We start from the raw sequence: 22,960 nt of genomic DNA, 5'->3' as shown, positions 1-22,960 counted from the left end.
GGCGGGCGCAGAAGGCTGGCGACCCGGCCTCGCGGTGCCGTCACATGGTCGCGAACGCGCGGCGCCGAGCGTGCCGGACGGCCAGGCGGGTTGCCGTCTTGACCGGCACGCGGGCCAGGCGCGGGGTCGCGGGCGTGTGCCAGAGCTCGTCGGCGCGCCCGTGTGCCGAGGCGGCCGTCCGGAGCGGGGCCACCAGCCGTGCGCCGCGGACCTGCCCGAGGCGGGGCGTCGGCCGGGAGGCCGGTGCCCGGTCCTCGGCCGGTGCGCCGCCGCGGGTCGCGAACCACCAGCGGACCAGGAACGACATCACCAAGGCGGCCAGCGCCAGGCGCACCATCGTCTCGTCGGTCATCGTCCTGCCTCCCTCGGCCCGTCGCGGCAGTCGCATATCCATCCCGCGTGGTTTCAAACCAGCGCCACCCTGGCGGTGCTCGCGGCCGACCCGAGGGTGCGGGCCGCCGCCGGGCGTGCGGCGGCGATCAGGCAGGATCGGTGGCACTGCGGACGGAGCGGGCCGACCCGTTCCCCGATCATGAACCGGAGGCATCCGTGACCGGATACCCGCCGCCTGAGCCGCGGCCCACCGTCACCTACACCAATTGCACCGTCGCGGTGGTGCCGGGCTTCCGGCCGCTGCACCTGGACCTGCACCTGCCGCCGGGGGACGGGCCGTTCCCGGTGCTGCTGTGGGTGCACGGCGGCGGCTGGCTGGAGGGCAGCCGGGTGGGCCTGCCCGCGACGGTCGCACCGCACCGCTTCCACCAGCGCTTCCTCGACCGGGGCTGGGCGGTCGCCGACGTGGACTATCGCCTCGCGCTGGAGGCGCCGTATCCGGCCCAGCTGCTCGACGTGCAGTCGGCGGTGCGCTGGCTGCGGCTGTACGCCGGCGAACTGCGGCTGGACCCGGCACGGTTCGCCGCGCTCGGCGAGTCGGCGGGCGGGCACCTGGCCGCGGTGGCGGGGCTGACCGGCACCGGCGACACCGCGGTACAGGCCGTCGTCAACTGGTACGGCGCCGTCGACCTGTTCGCGTTCGCCGACGCGCCGGGCAGCCCGGAGGCGCTGCTGTTCGGCGGGCAGGTCGGCGGGCGGCGCGAGTTCGTCGCGTTCGGCAACCCGCTCAGCCGGGTGCACGCCGGTGCGCCGCCGTTCCTCACCATGCACGGCACCGCCGACCAGATCGTCGCCGTGACCCAGGGGCAGGCGTTCACCGAGGCGCTGCGGGCGGCCGGGGTGCGGGCCGACCTGGTGCTGGTGCCCGGGGCCGACCACTGCTTCGAGGGGCACGACGACATCGGCGGCCTGATCGAGCAGAGCATCGACTTCCTGGACGAGGTGCTGCCCCGCCGGTGATTCACGACGCCACGATCAGGTCGGCCACGGCGGCCAGGGTGGGGCTGCCCGGTTGCAGGTAGCCGTCGTGGCCGTCGACGCCGCCGGTGGGCAGCGGCCGGGCGCCGAACTCCGGGTCGCCGGGGTGGCGGCCGTGGCCGAGGCCGAGCACGCGTACGCCCGGCACCCGGCGGATCCAGTCACCGGCCGCCTGACCGGCCCAGACCCGGGCGGCGGTGGCCAGGTCCGCGGCGCGGTCGACGCCCATGCCGGGGCTGCCCAGCGCGACGAGGTCGGTCACCTGCGCGGGCAGCTCCGGTGCGGCCAGCCCGAGCACGACCGAGCCGTAGCTGTGCCCGATCAGCGTCACCGTCGTGGCCGGACGCTGCGCGATCAGCCCGCGGACGAACCTGTTGAGCGCCGCCGCGCCCGCCGCGGCCCGGTTCTCGGTCGCCACGGAGAGTCCCCAGCCGCCGGGCGGGTCGTAGCCCAGCCACGCCACCACGGCGACCCGCTGCCCGGGGGCCTGCTCGCGAAGTGCGTCGTACAGGTGCCGGGCCTGCACCGCTGGCGCGCGGCGGGCGACGCCGCCCAGGCCGCGGTCGAAGTCGGCCAGCGTGGTGCCGACGCCGGGCACCAGCACCGCGATCCGGTCCGCCGTGGACAGGTCGCCGAGCACCTCGGCGGCGAAGCCGTCCCCGGCCGGGTCGAACAGCAGGAACGTCCGCCCCGCGGCGGCCCAGGCCGCGTACGGCGGACCGGCCGCCGCCATCGCGGCACGGGCGGCCGCGAAGCCGCCGGGCGTCGGCAGCGGCGGATCGGCGGGCGGGGCGAACAGTCCCAGCGCGACCGCGCCGGCCATGCCCATGTTCATCACTCGGGTACGCATGGCCGACACCGTCCGGCGACGGCTGCCGAGTGCGCGTCACCCCGTGGAGCCGATGCGGGGTGCTACCGGAGAGCTACTCGCCCGCGGCGACCAGACCCGACTCGTACGCCAGCACCACCGCCTGCGCCCGGTCGCGCAGCCCGCACTTGGTCAGCATCCGGCTGACGTGCGTCTTGACGGTCTGCTCGGCCAGCACCAGCGCGGCGGCGATCTCCTGGTTGGACAGGCCGCGCGCCACCATCCGCAGCACCTCGGTCTCGCGCGCGGTCAGCGCGTGCAGCGACACCGGGCGGGGCCGGTCCGGGCGGGGCCGCGCGGCGAACTCGGCGATCAGCCGCCGCGTCACCGACGGCGCGAGCAGCGCCTCGCCGCCCGCCACCACCCGCACTGCGTGCACCAGGTCGGCGGCGGGGGCGTCCTTGAGCAGGAAGCCGCTGGCCCCGGCGCGCAGCGCCTCGTACACGTAGTCGTCGAGGTCGAAGGTGGTCAGGATGACCACCTTCGGGCGTTCGGCGCCGGCCAGCCGCCGGGTCGCCTCAAGGCCGTCCATCACGGGCATGCGCACGTCCATCAGGACCACGTCCGGGTCGAAGCGCCGGGCCGCGGCCACCGCCTCGGCGCCGTCGGCGGCGTCGCCGACCACGACCAGGTCGGGCTGGGCGGACAGCAGCGCGCCGAATCCCTGACGCACCATGGCCTGGTCGTCGGCGATCAGCACCTTGATCAAAGGACTCCTCCGTGGGGCAGCCGGGCCGTCACGGCGAACCCACCGTCACCCGTCGCCTGCGCGGCCAGCTCGCCGCCCAGGATATGGACCCGTTCCCGCATCCCGACCAGGCCGTGCCCGCCCCGCGCGGGCCGCTCCGGCGTGCCCACCGGCGGGCCGTTGCGGACCAGCACCGACATCTCTTCGGCCGTGCCGCGCACCGCCACCTCGACCCGCGCGCCGGGCGCGTACCGGGCCGCGTTCGCGAGCGCCTCCTGCACGATCCGGTACGCCGTCAGCGCCACCGCCTCGCCGACCGCGCCCTGCGGCACGCTCGCGGTCAGGGCGGCGTCCACCCCGGCCGCGCGGGCCTCCTCGACGAGCTGGGTGAGTTCGGCCAGGCCGGGCTGCGGCGCGGTCAGCGCGCGGTCGCCGCTCTGGCGCAGCACGGTCAGCAGGCGGCGCATGTCGTCCAGCGCCACCCGTGCCGAACCGGCGATCTCGGTGAACTCGTCGCGGGCGGATCCGGGCAGCTCCGGCAGCCGGTACGGGGCGGTCTCGGCGCGTACCGCGATCATCGACATCGAGTGCGCGACGACGTCGTGCAGCTCGCGGGCGATCCGGGTGCGCTCCTCCAGCACGGCGCGTTTGGCCTGCTCCAGCTCGCTGCGCTCGGCCTGCACCGCCAGCTCCTGCTGGCTGCGCCGCCGTCGGCGCACCTGGTCGCCGACCAGCAGGAGCGCGGTGAACAGCACCGTGACGCCCCAGGCGTTGGCCCGGTTCGGCACGTACATCCACACCGGCAGCAGGCTGAGCAGGAAACACCAGGCGCTCACGGTCGGCTCGGCGCGTACCGCGACGACGAACAGCACGAACAGGAACGCGAGAATCTGCACCGGGTTCCACGGCCACGACTCGGTGGCGGTGAACCCGGCCGTGCCGATGAACTCGGCCAGTAACGCCAGCCGCCAGGCCCACAGCGGCCGGTACGGCGCCAGAGCCGCCGGGGCCGTACCGGCCACTGCCAGCACCAGCGTAGTGCCGCCGGACATGCCGCGGTTGTCCGACAGGTACTCGCCCGCCGCCGCGGTCAGGCCGACCAGCGCGAGCAGCAGCACCGGCGCCGCGAACAGGCGCAGGCGCGCCCACCGCGGGCGGGGCACGCCCGTGGGCGGATAGTCCGGCCCGAACGCCGTGCGCCGCAGGCCCGCGAGCGACTGCCCGCCCCGCGGCCGTCTCGTCGCGCGCTCCATCCGCCGTACGCTAGCCGCGGCCGGGTGCGGTGTCGTCGTACCGGGGAGCCATCCGGCCCTGATACCGGCGTACGGGTGGGAGGCCACCGGTCCCGGATTGGCCGTGGGTGGCCACCCGGACCCGGGCTACGGTCGGGCCATGGAGATCCTGCGGTATGCCGCGTTCAGCACCGATCCGAAGGGCGGCAACCCGGCCGGGGTGGTCCTCGACGCCACCGGCCTCGACAGCGCCGCCATGCTGCGCATCGCCGCCGACGTCGGTTACTCGGAGACGGCGTTCCTGGTCGCGCGCGGCGGCGGCCGGTTCGGCGTGCGCTACTTCAGCCCGCTGGCGGAGGTGCCGTTCTGCGGGCATGCGACGATCGCCGCCGCGGTCGCGTACGCCGAGCGCCACGGCACCGGCCCGCTGGTCTTCGACACGCCCGCGGGCACGGTCGACGTGCTGACCGGTGACGCCGACGGCACGGTGACGGCGACGCTGACCAGCGTGCCCCCGCGCACCGCACCACTGTCCGAGGACGACCTCGCCGAGCTGCTGACGGCGCTGGGCTGGACGGCGGACGACCTCGACCCGGCGCTGCCGCCCCGGCTGGCCTTCGCCGGGGTCTGGCACCCGGTGATCGCGGCCGGGAGCCGGGCCCGGCTGGCGGAGCTGGACTACGACTTCGCGGCGCTGGGCGAGCTGATGGCCCGTCGCGGCTGGACCACCGTCGACCTGGTGTGGCGGGAATCGGCGCACGTGTTCCACGCCCGCAACCCCTTCCCGCCCGGTGGCGTGGTCGAGGACCCGGCCACCGGTGCCGCGGCCGCCGCGCTCGGCGGTTACCTGCGTGAACTCGGCCTGGTCGGCACGCCCGCCACCGTCACCGTGCACCAGGGCGACGATATGGGCAGGCCCAGCCTGCTCACCGTCGGTATCGGCGTGGGCGAGGGGACAGGCATCGCCGTGTCGGGCGCGGGCGTCCCGCTCTAGGAGCCTCCGGGCGCGGCCGCGTGCCCGCCGCTCACCCGCGCGGGGGAGCGGCGGGCTCGCTCACGTCGGCGATGTGCGCAGACCGTCGTTTTTCGACGATCGTCGGTATGAGACGAACGTTCATCGCTGCTCTCGGAGCCGCTCTGCTGCTCGCCCTCACCCCTTCGGCCGCGCCCGCCGCCGACGACGTGTACACCCCTCCGGCCGGGCTGACCGCCACCGACCTGACCTTCGCCAACGGCGCCACCACACTGCACGGTTCGGTGGTGCGCCGCGCGGACCTCGACCCGGCACGGCGGCACCCGGCGATCGTGCTCGTGCACGGCTCCGGTCCGGCCGCGCGGGTGGACCTGGGCCAGGAGGCCGAGGTGTTCGCGCGGGCGGGCCTGGTCACGCTCATCTACGACAAGCGCGCGGACTACACGAAGTTCCACCGGGACTACTCGGCCCTGGCCGACGACGCGCTCGCGGGGGTGCGGGCGCTGGCCGCGCTGCCCGACGTGGACCCGGCGCGCACCGGGCTGTGGGGCTTGAGCGAGGGCGGGTGGGTGGCGCCGCTGGCCGCGTCGCGCTCGGCGGACGCCAAGTTCCTGATCACCATCGGGGCGCCGGGCCTGCCACCGGCGCGTACCCAGGCGTGGAACCTGGTCAACCGGATCACCCGGGCCGGGGTGAGCGCGCCCACCGCCGAGGCGATCGTCGCCACCGGCATGGGCCTGGCCATCGCGACCAACGGGTTCCCGGAGGCCGCCTACGATCCGGTGCCGGCGCTGCGGGCGGTCCGGCAGCCGGTGCTGGCGATCTGGGGCGAGTTGGACACGCAGGTCCCGCCACGGGAGAGCGCGGAGGTCTTCCGGCGTGAGCTGACCGCGAGCCCGAGCGTGACCGTCCGGATCCTGCCGCACGGCTCGCACGCGGGCCGGGTCACCACCGACGGCTACGACCGGGTCGGCGGCCCGACGATCGGCGGCTTCGTGATGGGCGAACTGCTCCCCGGCTACGGCACCGTGATGACGGACTGGCTCACCTCGGTGACCGGCGGCAACGTGCCCGCCTCGGCCGCCGATCCGCTGCCGGAGCAGAGCACCCTCAGCCGCCCGGCCGGTCCGGTGTCCCTACTGTGGTGGGCCGGGTTCGCGCTGCTCGTCGTGGCGCTGCTGAGCTGGCCGGGGTGGGCGCTGATCCGGCGGCTGCGCGGCCGACGCGGCCGTCCTGCGGGAGCGGTCGCGGCACGCTGGCTCGTCGTGACCGGCCTGACCGCTGCGCTCGGCGGCATCGTGTACGCGGTCATGACGGTGGCCACCTCGGGCAAGCAGATCAGCGGCGACCTGCTCGGCCAGCCGCTGCCCTGGCTGCTGCTGCGCGGGGTCGCCGCGGCCGCGCTGGTCTGCACCGCGCTGCTGGTGCCTGCGCTGCGCACCGCGACCGGTGCGACACGGGTGCGGCTCGCGGTGGTGGCGGGCGGCGGGGTGCTGCTGGCGCCGTTCGCGCTGGCGCTGGGCCTGCTGCTGCCCTGACCTTCCACGAGAGCGCCACAACTTCTGGGTTGTACCTACAACCCAGAAGTTGTGGCTCGTCCCGGCCGCCCCGCGCCCGGAACCCTGAACATCCAGATAAAGCGGACATGAGTGCATATGCTGGGCGGCGGACGTGTGAGGGGGCTGGCCATGGAGTTCGGCGTCGGATACTTCCCGACCCACGACGGCATGCACCCGGGCGAGGTCGCCCGGCTGGTGGAGGACCGCGGCCAGAACGCCCTGTTCTTCGCCGAGCACAGCCACATCCCGGCCAGCCGCGAGTCGCCGTACCCGTTCGGCGAGATGCCGCCCAAGTACTGGCACTGCTACGACCTGTTCGTCGCGCTGACCGCGGCGGTCACCGCGACCTCGCGGCTGCGCGTCGGCAGCGGCATCTGCCTGGTCGTCCAGCGCGACCCGATCCATACCGCCAAGGCTGTGGCCAGCATCGACCACCTGTCCGGCGGCCGGTTCGAGTTCGGCGTGGGCGCCGGGTGGAACCGCGAGGAGATGCGCAACCACGGCACCGACCCGAGGGTGCGCATGGCCGTCATGGCCGAGCGGGTCGAGGCGATGAAGGAGATCTGGGCCCGGCACGAGGCCAGCTACACCGGCCAGTACGTCGACTTCGACCGGATCTGGTGCTACCCGAAGCCCGTGCAGTGGCCGCACCCGCCGATCCTGGTCGGCGGCACCGGCCCGACCGTGCTGGACCGGGTGCTCGCGTTCGGCGACGGCTGGCTGCCCAACTGGGGCGAGGACGCCGCCCTGCTCGACCGCATCGCCGGGCTGCGCACCCGCGCCGAGCGGCCGGTGCAGGTGCAGGTGCTGTCCGTGCCCAACGATCCGAAGGTGCTGGAGCGGCTCGCCGCCGCCGGGGTCCGCCGGGCCATGCACTGGCTGCCCTCCGGGCCCGAAGGCGTGGTCCACCGGGCGCTGGACGCTTGGGAGACCGCCATCGGCACGTTCACCAAGGGGTGAGCGCCGCGCGGGAGCGGTTCGCCGCGGCCCGGGTGGCCCGGCTCGCCACCGTCGGCGCCGACGGGGTCCCGCACCTGGTGCCGGTGGTGTTCGCGGTGGACGGCGACACCGTGTACACGGCCGTGGACCGCAAACCCAAGCGCACCACCGCCCTGCGGCGGCTGGCCAACATCGCCGCCGATCCGCGGGTGTGCCTGCTCGCCGACCACTACGAGGAGGACTGGTCGCGGCTGTGGTGGGTGCGCGCCGACGGCACCGCCCGCGTGCTGGACCCGGCCGATCCCGCCACCGGCGTCGCGCTGGCGCTGCTCACGGCCCGCTATCCGCAGTACGCCGAGCCGCCGCCCGGCCCGGTCGTCGCCATCGCCGTGACGCGCTGGACGGCCTGGTCCGGCGCCGGGCTCACAGCGGAGCCCGGACGCACTCCGTGAGCACCCGCAGCACCGCGGGCGCGAAGTCGGCCGGCGGCCGGTCCAGGAACAGGTCGGGCTCGGCGGCGAACTCAGCCCGGGTCCGGAAGCCGAGCGACACCACCCAGCCGGAGCGCCCCGTCCACTCCGGCCCCGCGTCGCCGTCGTAGCGCAGCACGCCCCACAGCCCGTGGGTGGTGACGAACAGCTGCGGGGAGTACGCGTTGAACAGCGGCCTGCGCCACATCACGAAACCCGGCTCGACCCGCACCGGCACGCTGCTCGCCAGCAGCCCGTAGGCACGCTCGTCCCAGTGGTCCGGGCCCGGCGCGGGCAGGTAAGCCCCCGACAGGCGGTGCCACCGCACGCGCCGCCGCCGCTCCTCGCCGAGCGCCGTGTGGATCCGCGCCGCCCGCGACATCGCCGCCCACAGCCGCGGCCCGTGCGCCGCGTGCATCTCCACCAGGAACCGGTGCACGTAGTCGTTGATCCGGTGACCCAGCGCGTAGACGGCGTCCCGGTCCACGCCCGGCGGCCAGGGCGCCGAGTCCCGGGCGGCGGTCACGGCGGCGGACTGCGCGGCGGCGTGCTGCCGCAGCGCGGCCTCCCACTCCTGGTCCGGTGTCATGTGCGGCTCATCGTCGGTGTGCCATTCCGCCACGGCCGGCGGCCGGGCATCCTCCTCAACGACGCACGGCCCCCGGACGCGACGCTCCGCTCAGCGACGGTCGACGGTGAGGGTGGAGACGCCCGCCGTCGCGTCCACCTCGTAGCGGTCGGCGGCGTCCGCCCAGCCCGGCGGGGTGAAGACGCTGCCACCGGCGACGCCGGAGCGGCGCACGCCGTCGACGGTCACCGTGGCGGCGCCGCCCCCGGCGGAAACCCGGACCGGCACCGCCCGGGGCACCCGGACCAGGAACGTGTTCGCGCCACCGCCCATGCGCACCGTCACCGCGCCGTCGGGCTGGGGCAGCACCGCCTCGATGCGGCTCGACCCGGCCGCGAAGTCCAGCGCGGACAGCCGCCCGGCCCCGACGTCCACCAGCGTCTCGGTGCTCCCGCCGGACAGGCGCAGGTCCCAGCGCACCCGATGGTCGAGCAGCACCTCGACGGCGGCGGGCCCGGTCTTGCCGGTCTCGGCGAGATGCAGCTCGAACCGGCCGCCGGACTCCACCACCTCCGGGGCCAGCCGCGAATCCGGCGGGGTGCTGATGCGGAACAGGTCCGCGCCCAGGTCCACGGCCCGTACGGTCACCGTGGTGGCCGCGCCGACCACGGCCAGCGCCGCCGCGTCACGGTCCCCCCGCGCGGCGACGGCGACGTGCTCGCGGTGCCCGGGTTCTCCGCCGTCCGCCTCGCGGCCGTCGCGCCACGGTGCGCACCCGGCGAGCAGAGCAGTGGCAGTGAGTCCGATCAGGATGGTGCGTGTGCTCATGACCTCCGCCTACCCGTGTGCATACCGTGATAACGAATGAACGTTCTGGAATCGTGCGCCAACCGACGCCTGATGGCAGCATGGCGGCATGGATCAGCTGCCCACGCCGTACCTGTCGGTGGATCTCGACGTCCTGGACCGCAACCTCGCCCGCATGGCGGCCTTCACCGCCGAGCGCGGGGTGGCGCTGCGCCCGCACGCCAAGACGCACAAGTGCCTGCAGATCGCGCGGCGGCAGCTCGACGCCGGTGCGGTGGGGCTGACCGTGGCCACCGTCGCCGAGGCGGAGATCTTCTCCGGCGGCGGCTGCACCGACCTGTTCATCGCGTACCCGCTCTGGATCGACCAGGCGAAGGGGGCGCGGCTGCGGGCCGTCGCCGAGCGCGCGACGGTCGCCGTGGGCGTGGACAACGGCGCGAGCGCCGAGGCGCTGGCCAAACACGCGGGCGGCCTGGTGGAGGTGCTGGTCGAGGTGGACTGCGGCCATCACCGCAGCGGCGTCCAGCCGGGCGAGGCGGGTGCGGTGGCACTCGCGGCGGCACGGGCCGGGCTGCGGGTGCGCGGCGTGTTCACCTTCCCCGGCCACGGGTACGCCGCTGTCGGGGCGGGAAAGGACGTGGCCGTGCAGGAGGCCGCGGCGCTGCGGGAGGCAGCCGACGCGGTCCGCGCGGCCGGGCTGGAGGTGGGCGTCGTCAGTGGCGGCTCCACGCCGACCGCCTGGTACACCGACACCGCCGACGTCTCCGAGATCCGGCCCGGGGTGTACGCCCTCAACGACGCGCAGCAGTGGGAGCTGGGCAGCTGCGAGCCGGCCGACGTCGCGCTGACCGCGACGGCGACCGTGGTCAGCCGCTCGCCCGGCCACATCATCCTCGACGCGGGCGGCAAGGCGCTCGGCGCCGACCGGGCTCCCTGGAACACCGGCTACGGCCGGCTGCCCGACCTGCCCGAGGCGCGCATCACCGCCCAGTCGGAGCACCACACGACGGTCGTGTTCCCGCCGGGCACGCCGCTGCCGGAGCCGGGCTCGCGGGTGCGGGTCGTGCCCAACCACGTCTGCGCGACGGTGAACCTCAACGACGAACTGGTCGTCGTCTCCGGCGGTGCGGTCGTCGACCGGTGGGCGGTGGCCGCCCGCGGCGCGAACACCTGAGCGGTTCCGCTTCCCGAGGCGGTCGTGCAGGACGGGCGGGGGTGTCGCTCTCACCGCATGAAGTGCCACCCCCGCCCGCCGTTCTGATCCGCCGCCCGTCCTCCGGAATGGACGGCCCGGCGGAGTACCCGGCCGCAGAACGCCGCCTGCCGCCGGTACACCCATCGAACGCTTGCGGTGCCCGTAAGTGTTAGCGCGAACATGCCGACGCGTCAAGCATTCACCGTGTGCCAGGTTGCCCGCCCAGGTCGGGCTGATGCAGCACAATACGGCTGACCAGTCAGGACGATGTGCGGTCGCGATTGCGGACACGTTACGAAAACGAGTCTTGACGGTGCCGAATGTTAGCGCTAACACTATGGGCCAACAGTCACCGCGGAGGTTTTGGGATGAGCGACCGCTACGTCGTCGGCGTGGACTACGGCACGCTGTCGGGACGGGCCCTGGTGGTCCGGGTCAGCGACGGAGCCGAGGTCGGCACGGCGGTGCACGAGTACCGCCACGCGGTCATGGACACCGTGCTTGCCGCGACGGGGGCGCCGCTGCCGCCCGACTGGGCCCTGCAGGACCCGGACGACTACCGCGAGGTGCTGCGTCACGCCGTGCCCGCGGCCCTGGCGGCCAGCGGCGTGCCGGCCGAGCACGTGATCGGCATCGGGATCGACTTCACCGCCTGCACGGTGCTGCCCGCGCTGGCCGACGGCACGCCGCTGTGCGAGCTGCCCGAGCTGCGCGAGCGCCCGCACGCGTGGGTCAAGCTGTGGAAGCACCACGCGGCGCAGCCGCACGCCGACCGGATCAACCGGGTGGCCGCCGAGCGCGGCGAGCCGTGGCTGGGCCGCTACGGCGGGAAGATCTCCGCCGAGTGGCAGTACGCCAAGGGCCTGCAGCTGCTGGAGGAGGACCCGGCGGTCTACGCCCGCGCCGAGCGCTTCATCGAGGCGGCGGACTGGATCGTCTGGCAGCTGTGCGGGGTGGAGACGCGCAACGTCTGCACCGCCGGCTACAAGGGCATCCTCCAGGACGGGGCGGGCCCGTCCGCCGACTACCTGTCCGCGCTGAACCCGAACTTCATCGGCTTCCCGGCCAAGCTGGACGGCCCGCTCGCGGCGCTGGGGGAGCGGGCGGGCTCGCTGACCGCCCAGGCGGCGGCGTGGACCGGCCTGCCCGAGGGCATCGCGGTCGCGGTCGGCAACGTCGACGCGCACGTGACCGCCGCGGCGGCGCAGGCCCTGGAGCCGGGCCGGCTGGTCGCCATCATGGGCACCTCCACCTGCCACGTGGTCAACGGCACGGTCCCGGCCGAGGTGGTCGGCATGTGCGGCGTGGTGGACGGCGGCATCAGCGCCGGCGCCTGGGGTTACGAGGCCGGGCAGAGCGGCGTCGGCGACATCTTCGGGTGGTACGTCGAGCACGCCGCGCCCGCAGGCCACGCCTCGCACGAGGTGCTGTCGCAGCAGGCCGCCGCGCAGCCGGTGGGCGCGCACGGCCTGATCGCGCTGGACTGGTGGAACGGCAACCGCTCGCTGCTGGTCAACCACGACCTGTCCGGCCTGATCGTCGGCCTGACCCTGGCCACCCGCCCGCCGGACGTGTACCGGGCGCTGCTGGAGTCGACGGCGTACGGCACGCGCATGATCATCGAGGCGTTCGCCGAGGCGGGCGTGCCGGTCGAGGAGATCGTCGTGGCGGGCGGGCTCACCTCGAACACGCTGCTGATGCAGATCTACGCCGACGTCACGAACCGGCCGCTGAGCATCATCGGGTCGGCGCAGGGCCCGGCGCTCGGCTCGGCCATCCACGCCGCGGTCGCCGCGGGGGCGTACCCGGACGTGCACAAGGCGTCCGACGCGATGGGCCGGGTGCACCGCGGTGTCTACCAGCCCGACCCCGAGCGCGCGCGGGCCTACGACGCGCTGTACGCGCAGTACCGGCTGCTGCACGACCACTTCGGGCGCGGCGGCGACGACGTCATGCTGCGCCTGCGCGCCATCCGCAACGCCGCCCGGGGGGAGTCCCACGCATGAGCCAGACCGTCACCGAGGTGCGCGCGACCGTCGCCGCGCTGCACGCCGAGCTGACCCGCTACGGCCTGGTCGCCTGGACGGCCGGCAACGTGTCGGCCCGGGTGCCCGGCAAGGAGCTGATGGTCATCAAGCCGAGCGGGGTGTCCTACGACGACCTCAGCCCGGCCAACATGATCGTGTGCGACCTGCACGGCGACGTGGTCGAGGGGGACCTGTCGCCGTCGTCGGACACCGCCGCGCACGCCTACGTCTACCGGGCCATGCCCGAGGTCGGCGGCGTCGTGCACACGCACAGCACCTACGCCACCGCGTGGGCTGCCCGCGGCGAGGCGATCCCGTGCCACCTGACCGCGCAGGCCGACGAGTTCGGCGGCGAGATCCCGATCGGGCCGTTCGCGCTGATCGGCGGCGACGACATCGGCAAGGGCATCGTCGCCACGCTGGCCGGGCACCGCTCGCCGGCCGTGCTGATGCGCAATCACGGCGTCTTCACCATCGGCAAGGACGCCCGCGCGGCGGTCAAGGCCGCGGTGATGTGCGAGGACGTCGCCCGCACCGCGCACCTGGCGCGGATGCTCGGCGAGCCCGTGCCGATGGCACAGGCGGATGTGGACTCCCTCTACGCCCGCTACCAGAACGTCTACGGCCAGGTCGCACCTCCGCCCGCGCCGTAGCTGCACCGCACCGCTCCATGGCCGCCGAGCCCGGCGGCGTACCACCTCTCACCGCGCGCACCACTGAAACACCGCTCCGTCCGGTAGGGGACGGAACGGGTACTGCCCTCACCCATCAAGGAGATCGCATGTTCACCTTGGGCAAGCAGTTCACGCGACGCGCAGCCGTCGCGGTGCTGTCCGCGAGCCTGGTCGCGGGCGCCCTCGCCGGCTGTGGCAACAGTGACACCGGCGGCGAGCCGGCCGACGACGGCAAGATCACGCTGGGCTTCTCGCAGGTCGGCGCCGAGAGCGGCTGGCGCACCGCGAACACCAACTCCATCAAGGAGGCGGCGGCCGCGGCGGGCATCGAGCTGAAGTTCGACGACGCGCAGCAGAAGCAGGAGAACCAGATCAAGGCCATCCGCAACTACATCCAGCAGAAGGTCGACGTGATCGCCTTCTCGCCGGTGGTGGAGTCCGGGTGGGACACCGTGCTGAAGGAGGCCAAGGACGCGGGCATCCCGGTCATCCTGACCGACCGCTCCGTCGACTCGGCCGACAAGTCGCTGTACAAGACGTTCATCGGCTCGGACTTCGTCAAGGAGGGCCGCCTGTCCGGTGAGTGGCTGGTCAACGAGATGAAGTCGGCCACCGGCCCGGTGAACATCGTCGAGCTGCAGGGCACGACGGGTTCGGCGCCGGCCAACGACCGCAAGAAGGGCTTCGCCGAGGCCATCGCGGCCAACCCGAACCTGAAGATCATCGCGTCGCAGACCGGTGACTTCACCCGGGCCGGCGGCAAGGCGGTCATGGAGCAGTTCATCAAGGCCAACCCGAAGATCGACGTGCTGTTCGCGCACAACGACGACATGGGTCTGGGCGCGCTGGAGGCGATCACCGCGGCGGGCAAGGTGCCCGGCAAGGACATCAAGATCATCACCATCGACGCGGTCAAGGACGGCATGCAGGCCCTCGCCGACGGCAAGTTCAACTTCATCGCCGAGTGCAGCCCGCTGCTCGGGCCCCAGCTGATGGACCTGGTGAAGAAGGTCAAGGCCGGTGAGACGATCCCGCAGCGGATCGAGACCGAGGAGACCACCTTCACGCCGGAGCAGGCCAAGGCCGCTCTGCCCAACCGCAAGTACTGATCCGCACACCGAGGGGCCGCCGCCGGCAGCACGCCGCGGCGGCCCCGCCTCCGGCAATCCTCACGAAAGGGTCTGGTGGGATGGGTAGGCAGCCGGTCCTGACGATGACCACGATCAGCAAGATCTTCCCCGGCGTACGGGCGCTCGACTCGGTCGACTTCCGCCTGTTCCCCGGTGAGATCCACGCCCTCATGGGCGAGAACGGGGCCGGCAAGTCCACCCTCATCAAGGTGCTGACCGGCGTGTACACGGCCGACACCGGCGTGGTCGCGCTCGACGGGCAGCAAATCTCGTTCGCCGGCCCGATGCAGGCCCGCGCGGCCGGCGTCAGCACCGTCTACCAGGAGGTCAACCTCTGCCCCAACCTGTCGGTGGCGGAGAACATCTTCATCGGGCGGGAGCCGCGGATCTTCGGCGCCATCCACTGGCGCGAGCTGCGCCGCCGGGCCCGCGCCCTGCTGGCGCGCCTGGAGCTGGACATCGACGTCACCGCGGCACTGGGCACCTGCTCGCTGGCGGTGCAGCAGATGGTCGCCATCGCCCGCGCCATCGACATCCAGGCCCGGGTGCTCATCCTGGACGAGCCCACCTCCAGCCTGGACAGCGCCGAGGTCGCCCAGCTGTTCCGGATCATGCGGCAGCTGCAGGGCGAGGGCATCGCCGTCCTCTTCGTCACCCACTTCCTGGACCAGGTGTACGAGGTCGCCGACCGCATCACCGTGCTGCGCAACGGCCGGCTGGTCGGCGAGTACACCACCGCCGAGCTGCCCCAGCTGGCGCTGGTCGAGAAGATGATCGGCAAGGAACTGGACGTGCTGGAGCAGCTCGACGAGCAGCCCAAGCGCGAGCTCGCCGCGGTCGAGGCGTCTACGCCCCTGATCGAGGCCGCCGAGCTGGGCCGCAAGGGCTCGGTCGCGCCGTTCTCGATGACCATCCACGCCGGCGAGGTCGTCGGCCTGGCCGGGCTGCTGGGCTCCGGGCGCACCGAGGTCGCCCGGCTGCTGTTCGGCGCCGACCGTCCCGACCACGGCCGGATCAGCATGGACGGCAAGCCGGCCGCGATCCGCAACCCGATCGCCGCGATCGCCCGCGACATCGCGTTCTGCTCCGAGAACCGGCGCATCGAGGGCCTGGTCGGCGAGCTGTCCGTGCGCGAGAACATCATGCTGGCCATGCAGGCCGCCCGGGGCTGGACCCGGCCGATCCCGCGCCGTCGCCAGGACGAGCTGGTGCGCAAGTACATCGACGCGCTCAGCATCCGCCCGGCCGACCCGGAGATGCCGGTGCGCAACCTGTCCGGCGGCAACCAGCAGAAGGTCGTGCTCGCCCGCTGGCTGATCACCGAGCCGCGGCTGCTGATCCTCGACGAGCCCACCCGCGGCATCGACATCGGTGCCAAGACCGAGATCCAGCGCCTGGTCGTGCAGCTGTCCGACGGCGGCATGGCGGTGCTGTTCATCTCCGCCGAGCTGGAGGAGGTGCTGCGGCTGAGCCACAAGGTCGCCGTCATGCGCGACCGGCGGATGGTCACCCAGCTGGCCAACGACGACACCCTCGACGCCGACCGCGTCATGGCCACCATCGCGAGCGGAGCCAGCTCATGAGTGAAGTACGCACCCGGCTCGCCGCGGCCTCCGGGCAGCGGCTGTTCTGGCCGCTGGTGGTCCTGGTCGTGCTGATCGCGGCGAACACGGCCTACCGGCCGAGCTTCGTGTCGATCGAGGTCAAGGACGGCCACCTGTACGGCAGCCTGGTCGACATCGTGCGGCTGTCCGCGCCGCTGATCCTGGTCGCGCTGGGCATGACGCTGGTCATCGCCACCGGTGGCATCGACCTGTCGGTGGGCTCGGTCTGCGCCATCGCCGGCTCCATGGCGTGCCTGCACATCAGCCAGGCCACCGACCAGAACAGCCTGTCCACCCTGTTCACCGCGCTGGGCCTGGCCCTGGGCCTGGCACTGGTGGCCGGGGCGTGGAACGGGTTGCTGGTCTCGGTCATCGGCATCCAGCCGATCATCGCCACGCTGATTCTGATGGTGGCCGGGCGCGGTCTCGCGCAGCTGATCACCGAGGGCCAGATCATCACCATCAACTCCGACCCGTACCGCACCATCGGCGCCGGATACTGGCTCACGCTGCCGGTGGCGATCCTGATCGCGATCGCCGTGACGCTGCTCATCGCGGTGCTGACCCGGCGCACCGCGCTCGGCCTGATCATCGAGGCGGTCGGCGGCAACGCCGAGGCCAGCCGGCTGGCCGGCATCCGGTCCCGGCGCATCACCTTCCTGGTGTACGTGATTGCCGGGCTCTGCGCGGCGGTGGCCGGATTCATGATCACCGCCGACGTGTCCAGCGCCGCGGGCAGCACCGCCGGGCTGTGGATCGAGCTGGACGCGATCCTCGCCGTCGTCATCGGCGGCACCTCGCTGGCCGGCGGCCGGTTCTCCCTCAGCGGCACCCTGGTCGGCGCGCTGATCATCCAGACGCTCACCACCACGGTGTACGCCATGAACATCAGCCCGCAGACGTCGCTGCTGTTCAAGGCGGTCGTCGTGATCGTGGTGTGCCTCATCCAGGCCCCGGCGTTCCGCGCCCGGTTCGCCCGGCGGCGCCCGCCCGCCACCCCCACGGTCGCGGCGGCGCCGCAGAAGGAGCAGGTGCCCGCATGAGCGAGCGAAGCGAGCGAATCATGTCGCCGCGTAATGCCGCCGACGAGCGCAGCGAGGAGAAGGCATGACCACCACCGACTTGGGGAACCTCGCCCGGATCGGGCGGTGGCGGCTGCCACGCCGGCACGTGCCCGTGCTCGCCACGTTCGCGCTGCTGCTGGTCATGTACGGCATCGGCGTCTCGCAGTACCGCGCCTTCTCCAACATCCAGGTCGTCTTCAACGTCTTCATCGACAACGGGTTCCTGCTCGTCGTCGCGGTCGGCATGACGTTCGTGATCCTCACCGGCGGCATCGACCTGTCCGTCGGCTCGGTGGTCGCGATGACGGCGATGGTGTCGGCGTCGCTGCTGCAGAACGGCCTGCCGCCCGCGCTGGTGCTGCTGATCGCGCTGCTCATCGGTCCGACGCTCGGGTTCGTGATGGGCTGTGTGATCCACTATTTCGACATCCAGCCGTTCATCGTGACGCTGGCCGGGATGTTCTTCGCCCGCGGCATGTGCAACTGGATCAGCAACTCGTCCATCCCCATCACGGACCCGTTCTGGACCAGTGCGGCGCAGGAGCGCATCGGGGATCCGCGCGGCAACTTCGTGTCGATCAGCGTGCTGATCGCGTTCGCGGTGGTGGCCGTCGGCGCGTACGTCCTGGCGTACACGCGGCTGGGCCGCAACGTGTACGCCATCGGCGGCAACCCGCAGTCGGCGCTGCTGATGGGCCTGCCCGTGGCGCGCACAAAGATCATGGTGTACACGATCAGCGGCCTGTGCTCGGCGATCGGCGGCATCCTGCTGTCCTTCTACACCCTGTCCGGCGCCCCGCTGATCGCCGTCGGCATGGAGCTCGACGCGATCGCCGCGGTCGTCATCGGCGGCACCCTGCTCACCGGCGGCTCCGGGTACGTGCTCGGCACCGTGCTCGGCGTGCTGGTGCTCGGCGTGATCCAGACCCTGATCACCTTCGACGGCACCCTCAACTCCTGGTGGACCAAGATCGTGATCGGTGGCCTGCTGTTCGCGTTCATCCTGCTCCAACGCCTCATCGGCATCCGCAAGAAGTAGCCCTGAAACTCGTACCAGCGGAAGGCGACGCACCATGACGACACCCCCCGAGGTCTGGTTCCTCACCGGCAGCCAGCACCTCTACGGCCCGGAGACGCTGCAGCAGGTGGCCGACCAGTCGCGCCAGCTCGCGCAGCAGCTCGACGCCGACCCGGCCATCCCCGCCCGCGTGGTGTGGAAGCCGGTGCTCACGTCCGCCGCCGACATCCTCGACGTCTGCCGCCAGGCCGACATGCAGGGCGCGGTCGGGGTGATCGCCTGGATGCACACCTTCTCCCCGGCCAAGATGTGGATCTCGGGCCTGGACGCGCTGCGGGTGCCGCTGCTGCACCTGCACACCCAGGCCAACGTGGCGCTGCCGTGGTCCGAGATCGACATGGACTTCATGAACCTCAACCAGGCCGCGCACGGCGACCGCGAGTTCGGGTACGTGCAGACCCGGCTCGGGGTCGCCCGCAAGACCGTCGCCGGGCACGTCAGCGACCCGCGCACCGTCGCGCGTATCGCGACCTGGGTGCGGGCGTCGCTGGGCTACTCCGCGATGCGCTCGCTGCGGCTGGCCCGCTTCGGCGACAACATGCGCGACGTCGCGGTGACCGAGGGCGACAAGGTCGAGGCCCAGCTCCACTTCGGCGTGTCGGTCAACACGTACGGCGTCAACGACCTGGTCGCGGCCGTCGACGCGGCGAGCGACGCCTCGGTGGACGCGCTGGTCAAGGAGTACGACGACAGCTACGAGCTGGCGACCGAGCTGCGGCCGGGCGGCGACCGCCACGACGCGCTGCGCTACGCCGCCCGGATCGAGGCGGGGCTGCGTTCCTTCCTGGAGGCCGGCGGGTTCCGGGCGTTCACCACCAACTTCGAGGACCTCGGCGGGCTGCGCCAGCTGCCGGGCATCGCGGTGCAGCGGCTGATGGCCGAGGGCTACGGCTTCGGGGCAGAGGGCGACTGGAAGACCGCGGTGCTGGTCCGCACGCTCAAGGCGATGTCGGTCGGCACCACCGGCGGCACGTCGTTCATGGAGGACTACACCTACGACCTCAGCCCCGGCCAGGAGGTCATCCTCGGCGCGCACATGCTGGAGATCTGCCCGACCATCGCGGCCGGCACGCCGCGCGTCGAGATCCACCCGCTGGGCATCGGCGGCAAGGAGGACCCGGTGCGCCTGGTCTTCGACGCGGCCGAGGGACCGGCGGTGGTGATGGGACTGGCCGACATGGGGGAGCGGTTCCGCCTGGTCGCCAACGAGGTGGACGTCATCGCCCCGCCGCAGCCGCTGCCGAAGCTGCCGGTGGCCCGCGCGGTCTGGAAGCCGCGGCCCGACCTGGCCTCCTCCGCGCAGGCGTGGCTCACCGCGGGCGGCCCGCACCACACCGTGCTGTCCCAGGCCGTCGGCGTCGACGAGCTGCACGACCTGGCCGAGATGAGCACCACCGAGCTGGTCGTCATCGACGCGGACACCACCCCCCGCCGCTTCGCCGACGAGCTGCGCTGGAACCAGGCGTACTACCGCCTCGCCCGCGGTTTCTGACCGGTCCGCCGCCGCGCTCCCGGGTCGTGCCCTCGACCTGGGAGCGGGCTGCGGGGCGGGACACCGGTGGACCTCGGGATGATCACACCGGGTTACGATGCGCCCGGGAGGGAGACAACCATGAGTCAGCAGCCCGGCGCACGCGCCGCGGTGATGAACGACGTCGCGCGCCTCGCCGGGGTCTCCCACCAGACCGTCTCGCGGGTGCTCAACAACCACCCCAGCGTGCGCGAGGAGACCCGCGAGCGGGTCCTGCAGGCGGTGCGCCAGCTCAACTACCGGCCCAACGCGCTCGCCCGCGGCCTGGCCGGGCGCCGCTCCCGGGTCATCGGCGTGGTCAGCTTCGACACCATCCTGTACGGCCCCGCGGCGACGCTGCTCGGCGTCGAGCGGGCCGCCCGGCGCGCCGGATACGGCATCAGCATCGTCACGCTGGAGCAGCTCGACCGGGCCGGGGTCATGGCGGCCGTCGACGCGCTCACCGAACAGTCGGTGGCCGGTGTGGTCATCATCGCGCCGCTGATGACGGCCGCCGCCGCCGTACACAGCCTGCCCACCGGCGTGCCCGCGGTGGTCGTCGAGTCCGACGCCGCCGGGGAGCTGCCCGCCGTCTCGGTCGACCAGGTCGCGGGCGCCAGGCTGGCCGTGCAGCACCTGCTCGACCTCGGCCACGAGACGGTATGGCACATCGCCGGACCGCGCGACTGGGTCGAGGCCCGCGACCGCGTCGACGGCTGGCGGCAGACCCTCGAACGAGCCGACCGCCGGGTGCCGCCCCTGGTCAACGGTGACTGGAGCCCGCGCTCGGGATACGAGGCCGGAGAGCTGATCGCCGGGCGGCCCGACGTCACCGCCGTGTTCTGCGCCAACGACCAGCAGGCGCTCGGCCTGCTGCGCTCGCTGCACGAGCGGGGGGTGCGCGTGCCCGAGGACGTCAGCGTGGTCGGGTTCGACGACATCCCCGAGGCCGCGTTCCTTACCCCGCCGCTGACCACCGTGCGGCAGGACTTCGACGAGGTCGGCCGGCGCGGCCTGGCCGTCCTGCTGGAACTGCTCGACGCCGACGAGCCCGGCCCGGCGACCCACCCGCGCGTCGCGCCGACCCTGGTCGTCCGCGCGAGCAGCGGCCCGCCGCGCGCCCGCTGAGTCTTCCGGACGCTGGAACAACGAGGAGCTGTGAGTTTCCAGCAACACCGCGGTTGCCGTCTGGCGGAACGGTCGACGATCGCCGTACCAGGCCTTGGCCGAACGGCGGCTTGGCGACCGCAGGGCAGCGGAGCATCGTGCAGCGTATGACTGCTCGCGACGAAATACTCGACGTCGCTCAAGACCTGGCGACTCGATCAGCCGATCGAACCTTCACGGTGCAACAGGTCGTCGCGGAGATGTTCCGCCGCGGCAGCACATACCGGGAATCCACGATACGGACGCACGTCGTCTCGCGAATGTGTGCCAACGCTCCCAACCACCATGCAGTGGTATTCGACGACTTCGTTCGGCTGGAGCACGGCTGCTACATGCTCGCGTCAGACCAACGCTGACCCGCGTGCTCCATAGCGGCGCGGTACAGCGAACAGGGTGAGAAGACCTCGTGCTCGAGGCGATGCACGGCTGCGCCCGCCTGCGCCCTGAGATCAATAAATTCGCACTAGACGTATCGTTCTCTAGCTATGTAGAGTACGAGTATGTCGGACCCTCGGATGACATTGCAAACCCAGCTCGTTCTGAAGGCGTTCACATCGGACCCGACCCAGCAGCGGTATGGGCTGGAGATCTGCGATCTGGTGGGCCTGGCCTCCGGCACCGTCTACCCGATCCTCGCCCGGCTGGAGCAGGCCGGCTGGCTCGAGAGCGGCTGGGAGGACAGCGCGTCGGTCACCGACGGCCGTCCCCGCCGCAGGTTCTACTCCCTTTCCGCCGACGGCGCCGAGCAGGCCCGCGATGCGCTGGCCCGCTCGCATCGGTCCGGACGACCGCGGCGAGCGGGCTGGAGCGCCGACAGCCAACTCGATCCCGGAGCGGTGCAATCATGAGACCCGCTCCCTTTGAAAGGCCGGGTGCGGCGTTGGCCGCGGCGATCGAGGCCCGGTACCCGAGCGCCGACGGAGCGGCCATACGTGCGGCGTACGAAACGGCCGCTCGTTGGCATGCCGGACAGCTGCGTCGCAGCGGCGACCCGTATGTGACACATCCGGTGGAGGTGGCGGCGATCGTCGCCGACCTCGGTCTGAGCCGTGTCGCGGTGTGCGCCGCCATCCTGCATGACCTAGTCGAGGACACGCCCTACACGTTTGCCCAGATGCGAGCGGAGTTCGGCGACGACGTGACCGCGCTGGTCGAGGCGCTGCCGACGAGCATCGAGCTGCACAGGGCGGCTCTCGACGCGAATGCGATCGACGTCGGCTCGCCGGGCGCCGACGTGCTGGTGATCAAGGTAGCCGATCGGCTGCACAATATGCGCACCCTGCAGTATTCAAGCATCGCCCGGCAGATACGGGCGTCCCGCCACACGCTGGAGACCGTCGCGCCGATCGCACAGCGCCTCGGGTTGCTCGGAGTGCGGCGGGAGCTCGAGGACATCTCGCTGGCCTATCTGCGTCCCTCGGCCGTCACCGACCGGCCTACCCTGGCGACGCTGCGGCTGCTGGAGCTGACCACCTTGCTCCTGCCGAGAAGTGCGCGTAACCGCTGGCGGGAGGAGTGGGCTGCCGAGGTCGGCGCGCTGCCGACCCGGCGGGCCAGAGTCCTGTTCACGTTGCAGACCCTCTCCGGCGTGCCGAGGCTGGCCTGGGTACTCTCCGAAGCCCGCCGGGCGGTCGTGCCGGCGTGGGTCGACGGCCTGGCTCAGATCGCCCGGGCGCTCGGTGTCGGCGGTGCCATCGTGGCCGTGATCGCCATGGATACCGCCTTCGCCTGGATAGCGGGCGGGATCGTGCTGGTGTCGTTGGCGCTGTTGAGCGCGTTGCTGTTCGTTCGCAGTGACGGTCCCGCTCGCAGGCTTGCCGACCTGATCCGCGCGTGGCGGCGCCGCTGAGCATCGCAACGCCTGCAGGATCACGTCCTCGATCACGGTACGGCCGGCGCAGTCTCCACCTGTGCGAGCATTTCCCCGCTTGCGACATACACCGCCATGAACGGGAACCGACCCCGTGAAGATCACGGTCAGTCGCGGGTGGCACCGACGGACCGCGGCGACGCCCTCGAAACTGCACTGCGTCCAG

The 22,960-nt window shown here is 72.7% G+C and carries 22 protein-coding genes; 16 read left to right on the top strand and 6 right to left on the bottom strand.

Annotated elements, in window-relative coordinates:
* Positions 1-40 precede the first annotated feature (40 nt).
* A complete protein-coding gene (locus CS0771_RS26380; RefSeq protein ID WP_212843506.1) occupies positions 41-352 on the bottom strand; it encodes a hypothetical protein in 312 nt (103 codons plus the stop codon).
* A 140-nt stretch (positions 353-492) separates the two neighbouring features.
* On the opposite strand from CS0771_RS26380, the gene CS0771_RS26375 reads away from it, so the two are divergent.
* Complete coding sequence (locus CS0771_RS26375) at positions 493-1,353, top strand: alpha/beta hydrolase (protein ID WP_244871041.1); 861 nt, start codon at positions 493-495, stop codon at positions 1,351-1,353.
* 1 nt (position 1,354) lies between these two features.
* Here the strand turns inward: CS0771_RS26375 and CS0771_RS26370 are convergent, their stop codons facing one another.
* The 3 genes from CS0771_RS26370 to CS0771_RS26360 form a co-directional block, all read right to left on the bottom strand.
* On the bottom strand, positions 1,355-2,221 hold the full coding sequence (locus CS0771_RS26370) for an alpha/beta hydrolase (protein ID WP_212843505.1): 867 nt from the start codon (positions 2,219-2,221) through the stop codon (positions 1,355-1,357).
* A gap of 73 nt (positions 2,222-2,294) precedes the next feature.
* A complete protein-coding gene (locus CS0771_RS26365; RefSeq protein WP_212843504.1) occupies positions 2,295-2,948 on the bottom strand; it encodes a response regulator transcription factor in 654 nt (217 codons plus the stop codon).
* Positions 2,945-4,180 carry a sensor histidine kinase gene (locus tag CS0771_RS26360; RefSeq protein WP_212843503.1) on the bottom strand — a complete coding sequence of 412 codons (1,236 nt, stop codon included), beginning with the start codon at positions 4,178-4,180 and terminating at the stop codon, positions 2,945-2,947. Before CS0771_RS26360 ends, CS0771_RS26365 begins: the two co-directional genes overlap by 4 nt.
* A gap of 139 nt (positions 4,181-4,319) precedes the next feature.
* Between CS0771_RS26360 and CS0771_RS26355 the strand changes: the two genes are divergently transcribed.
* The 4 genes from CS0771_RS26355 (at position 4,320) to CS0771_RS39020 (ending at position 8,082) form a co-directional block, all read left to right on the top strand.
* Entirely contained in the window at positions 4,320-5,153 is an 834-nt protein-coding gene (locus CS0771_RS26355; protein WP_212843502.1) for a PhzF family phenazine biosynthesis protein, read from the top strand.
* Between the two features lie 107 nt (positions 5,154-5,260).
* Entirely contained in the window at positions 5,261-6,670 is a 1,410-nt protein-coding gene (locus tag CS0771_RS26350; protein WP_212843501.1) for a S9 family peptidase, read from the top strand.
* A gap of 150 nt (positions 6,671-6,820) precedes the next feature.
* Positions 6,821-7,651: an LLM class F420-dependent oxidoreductase gene (locus CS0771_RS39025; RefSeq protein ID WP_244871040.1), complete on the top strand. Its 831-nt coding sequence runs from the start codon at positions 6,821-6,823 to the stop codon at positions 7,649-7,651.
* Positions 7,648-8,082 carry a TIGR03668 family PPOX class F420-dependent oxidoreductase gene (locus CS0771_RS39020; RefSeq protein WP_244871039.1) on the top strand — a complete coding sequence of 145 codons (435 nt, stop codon included), beginning with the start codon at positions 7,648-7,650 and terminating at the stop codon, positions 8,080-8,082. The genes CS0771_RS39025 and CS0771_RS39020 overlap by 4 nt, the downstream gene beginning before the upstream one ends.
* On the opposite strand, the gene CS0771_RS26340 is transcribed toward CS0771_RS39020, so the two are convergent.
* Together CS0771_RS26340 and CS0771_RS26335 are read right to left on the bottom strand one after the other, a co-directional pair.
* The gene (locus CS0771_RS26340) at positions 8,054-8,689 is read right to left on the bottom strand and encodes a hypothetical protein (RefSeq protein ID WP_212843500.1); all 636 of its coding nucleotides are present in this window, start codon (positions 8,687-8,689) and stop codon (positions 8,054-8,056) included. The two genes, CS0771_RS39020 and CS0771_RS26340, sit on opposite strands and share 29 nt — an antisense overlap.
* A 90-nt stretch (positions 8,690-8,779) precedes the next feature.
* Complete coding sequence (locus CS0771_RS26335) at positions 8,780-9,496, bottom strand: hypothetical protein (RefSeq protein ID WP_212843499.1); 717 nt, start codon at positions 9,494-9,496, stop codon at positions 8,780-8,782.
* A gap of 88 nt (positions 9,497-9,584) precedes the next feature.
* Here CS0771_RS26335 and CS0771_RS26330 point away from each other — a divergent pair, with 88 nt between their 5' ends.
* From CS0771_RS26330 to CS0771_RS26280, 11 genes are all read left to right on the top strand, one after another.
* Complete coding sequence (locus CS0771_RS26330; RefSeq protein WP_212843498.1) at positions 9,585-10,649, top strand: alanine racemase; 1,065 nt, start codon at positions 9,585-9,587, stop codon at positions 10,647-10,649.
* A gap of 389 nt (positions 10,650-11,038) precedes the next feature.
* Positions 11,039-12,676, top strand: coding sequence for a ribulokinase (araB, locus tag CS0771_RS26325; RefSeq protein ID WP_212843497.1), 1,638 nt, complete (start codon positions 11,039-11,041; stop codon positions 12,674-12,676).
* Positions 12,673-13,350 carry an L-ribulose-5-phosphate 4-epimerase gene (locus CS0771_RS26320; RefSeq protein WP_212843496.1) on the top strand — a complete coding sequence of 226 codons (678 nt, stop codon included), beginning with the start codon at positions 12,673-12,675 and terminating at the stop codon, positions 13,348-13,350. The genes araB and CS0771_RS26320 overlap by 4 nt, the downstream gene beginning before the upstream one ends.
* A 128-nt stretch (positions 13,351-13,478) precedes the next feature.
* The gene (locus tag CS0771_RS26315) at positions 13,479-14,480 is read left to right on the top strand and encodes an ABC transporter substrate-binding protein (protein ID WP_212843495.1); all 1,002 of its coding nucleotides are present in this window, start codon (positions 13,479-13,481) and stop codon (positions 14,478-14,480) included.
* Positions 14,481-14,560: 80 nt separating this feature from the next.
* Complete coding sequence (locus CS0771_RS26310; RefSeq protein WP_212843494.1) at positions 14,561-16,084, top strand: sugar ABC transporter ATP-binding protein; 1,524 nt, start codon at positions 14,561-14,563, stop codon at positions 16,082-16,084.
* Positions 16,081-17,148 carry an ABC transporter permease gene (locus CS0771_RS26305; protein ID WP_212843493.1) on the top strand — a complete coding sequence of 356 codons (1,068 nt, stop codon included), beginning with the start codon at positions 16,081-16,083 and terminating at the stop codon, positions 17,146-17,148. Before CS0771_RS26310 ends, CS0771_RS26305 begins: the two co-directional genes overlap by 4 nt.
* Positions 17,149-17,212: 64 nt before the next feature.
* Positions 17,213-18,208: a galactofuranose ABC transporter, permease protein YjfF gene (gene yjfF / locus CS0771_RS26300; protein WP_212843492.1), complete on the top strand. Its 996-nt coding sequence runs from the start codon at positions 17,213-17,215 to the stop codon at positions 18,206-18,208.
* A gap of 34 nt (positions 18,209-18,242) precedes the next feature.
* Positions 18,243-19,739, top strand: a complete 1,497-nt coding sequence (gene araA, locus CS0771_RS26295) for an L-arabinose isomerase (protein ID WP_212843491.1) — start codon at positions 18,243-18,245, stop codon at positions 19,737-19,739.
* Between the two features lie 120 nt (positions 19,740-19,859).
* The gene (locus CS0771_RS26290; protein ID WP_212843490.1) at positions 19,860-20,885 is read left to right on the top strand and encodes a LacI family DNA-binding transcriptional regulator; all 1,026 of its coding nucleotides are present in this window, start codon (positions 19,860-19,862) and stop codon (positions 20,883-20,885) included.
* 554 nt (positions 20,886-21,439) lie between these two features.
* Complete coding sequence (locus CS0771_RS26285; protein ID WP_212843489.1) at positions 21,440-21,772, top strand: PadR family transcriptional regulator; 333 nt, start codon at positions 21,440-21,442, stop codon at positions 21,770-21,772.
* Positions 21,773-21,804: 32 nt separating this feature from the next.
* A complete protein-coding gene (locus CS0771_RS26280; RefSeq protein ID WP_212843488.1) occupies positions 21,805-22,773 on the top strand; it encodes an HD domain-containing protein in 969 nt (322 codons plus the stop codon).
* The last annotated feature ends 187 nt before the right edge of the window (positions 22,774-22,960 follow it).

It is taken from the genome of Catellatospora sp. IY07-71 (assembly GCF_018326265.1).
In the GTDB taxonomy this organism is placed as follows: domain Bacteria; phylum Actinomycetota; class Actinomycetes; order Mycobacteriales; family Micromonosporaceae; genus Catellatospora.
Note: the sequence above shows the minus strand (reverse complement) of the source record. Positions and strands in the feature narration are given on the sequence as shown.

Coding starts and splice junctions, on each gene's coding strand:
- CS0771_RS26380 (WP_212843506.1), bottom strand. CDS start 352: ATGACCGACGAGACGATGGTGCGCCTGGCGCTGGCCGCCTTGGTGATG.
- CS0771_RS26370 (WP_212843505.1), bottom strand. CDS start 2,221: ATGCGTACCCGAGTGATGAACATGGGCATGGCCGGCGCGGTCGCGCTG.
- CS0771_RS26360 (WP_212843503.1), bottom strand. CDS start 4,180: ATGGAGCGCGCGACGAGACGGCCGCGGGGCGGGCAGTCGCTCGCGGGC.
- CS0771_RS26355 (WP_212843502.1), top strand. CDS start 4,320: ATGGAGATCCTGCGGTATGCCGCGTTCAGCACCGATCCGAAGGGCGGC.
- CS0771_RS26350 (WP_212843501.1), top strand. CDS start 5,261: ATGAGACGAACGTTCATCGCTGCTCTCGGAGCCGCTCTGCTGCTCGCC.
- CS0771_RS39025 (WP_244871040.1), top strand. CDS start 6,821: ATGGAGTTCGGCGTCGGATACTTCCCGACCCACGACGGCATGCACCCG.
- CS0771_RS26340 (WP_212843500.1), bottom strand. CDS start 8,689: ATGACACCGGACCAGGAGTGGGAGGCCGCGCTGCGGCAGCACGCCGCC.
- CS0771_RS26335 (WP_212843499.1), bottom strand. CDS start 9,496: ATGAGCACACGCACCATCCTGATCGGACTCACTGCCACTGCTCTGCTC.
- CS0771_RS26330 (WP_212843498.1), top strand. CDS start 9,585: ATGGATCAGCTGCCCACGCCGTACCTGTCGGTGGATCTCGACGTCCTG.
- araB (WP_212843497.1), top strand. CDS start 11,039: ATGAGCGACCGCTACGTCGTCGGCGTGGACTACGGCACGCTGTCGGGA.
- CS0771_RS26320 (WP_212843496.1), top strand. CDS start 12,673: ATGAGCCAGACCGTCACCGAGGTGCGCGCGACCGTCGCCGCGCTGCAC.
- CS0771_RS26315 (WP_212843495.1), top strand. CDS start 13,479: ATGTTCACCTTGGGCAAGCAGTTCACGCGACGCGCAGCCGTCGCGGTG.
- CS0771_RS26310 (WP_212843494.1), top strand. CDS start 14,561: ATGGGTAGGCAGCCGGTCCTGACGATGACCACGATCAGCAAGATCTTC.
- CS0771_RS26305 (WP_212843493.1), top strand. CDS start 16,081: ATGAGTGAAGTACGCACCCGGCTCGCCGCGGCCTCCGGGCAGCGGCTG.
- yjfF (WP_212843492.1), top strand. CDS start 17,213: ATGACCACCACCGACTTGGGGAACCTCGCCCGGATCGGGCGGTGGCGG.
- araA (WP_212843491.1), top strand. CDS start 18,243: ATGACGACACCCCCCGAGGTCTGGTTCCTCACCGGCAGCCAGCACCTC.
- CS0771_RS26290 (WP_212843490.1), top strand. CDS start 19,860: ATGAGTCAGCAGCCCGGCGCACGCGCCGCGGTGATGAACGACGTCGCG.
- CS0771_RS26285 (WP_212843489.1), top strand. CDS start 21,440: ATGACATTGCAAACCCAGCTCGTTCTGAAGGCGTTCACATCGGACCCG.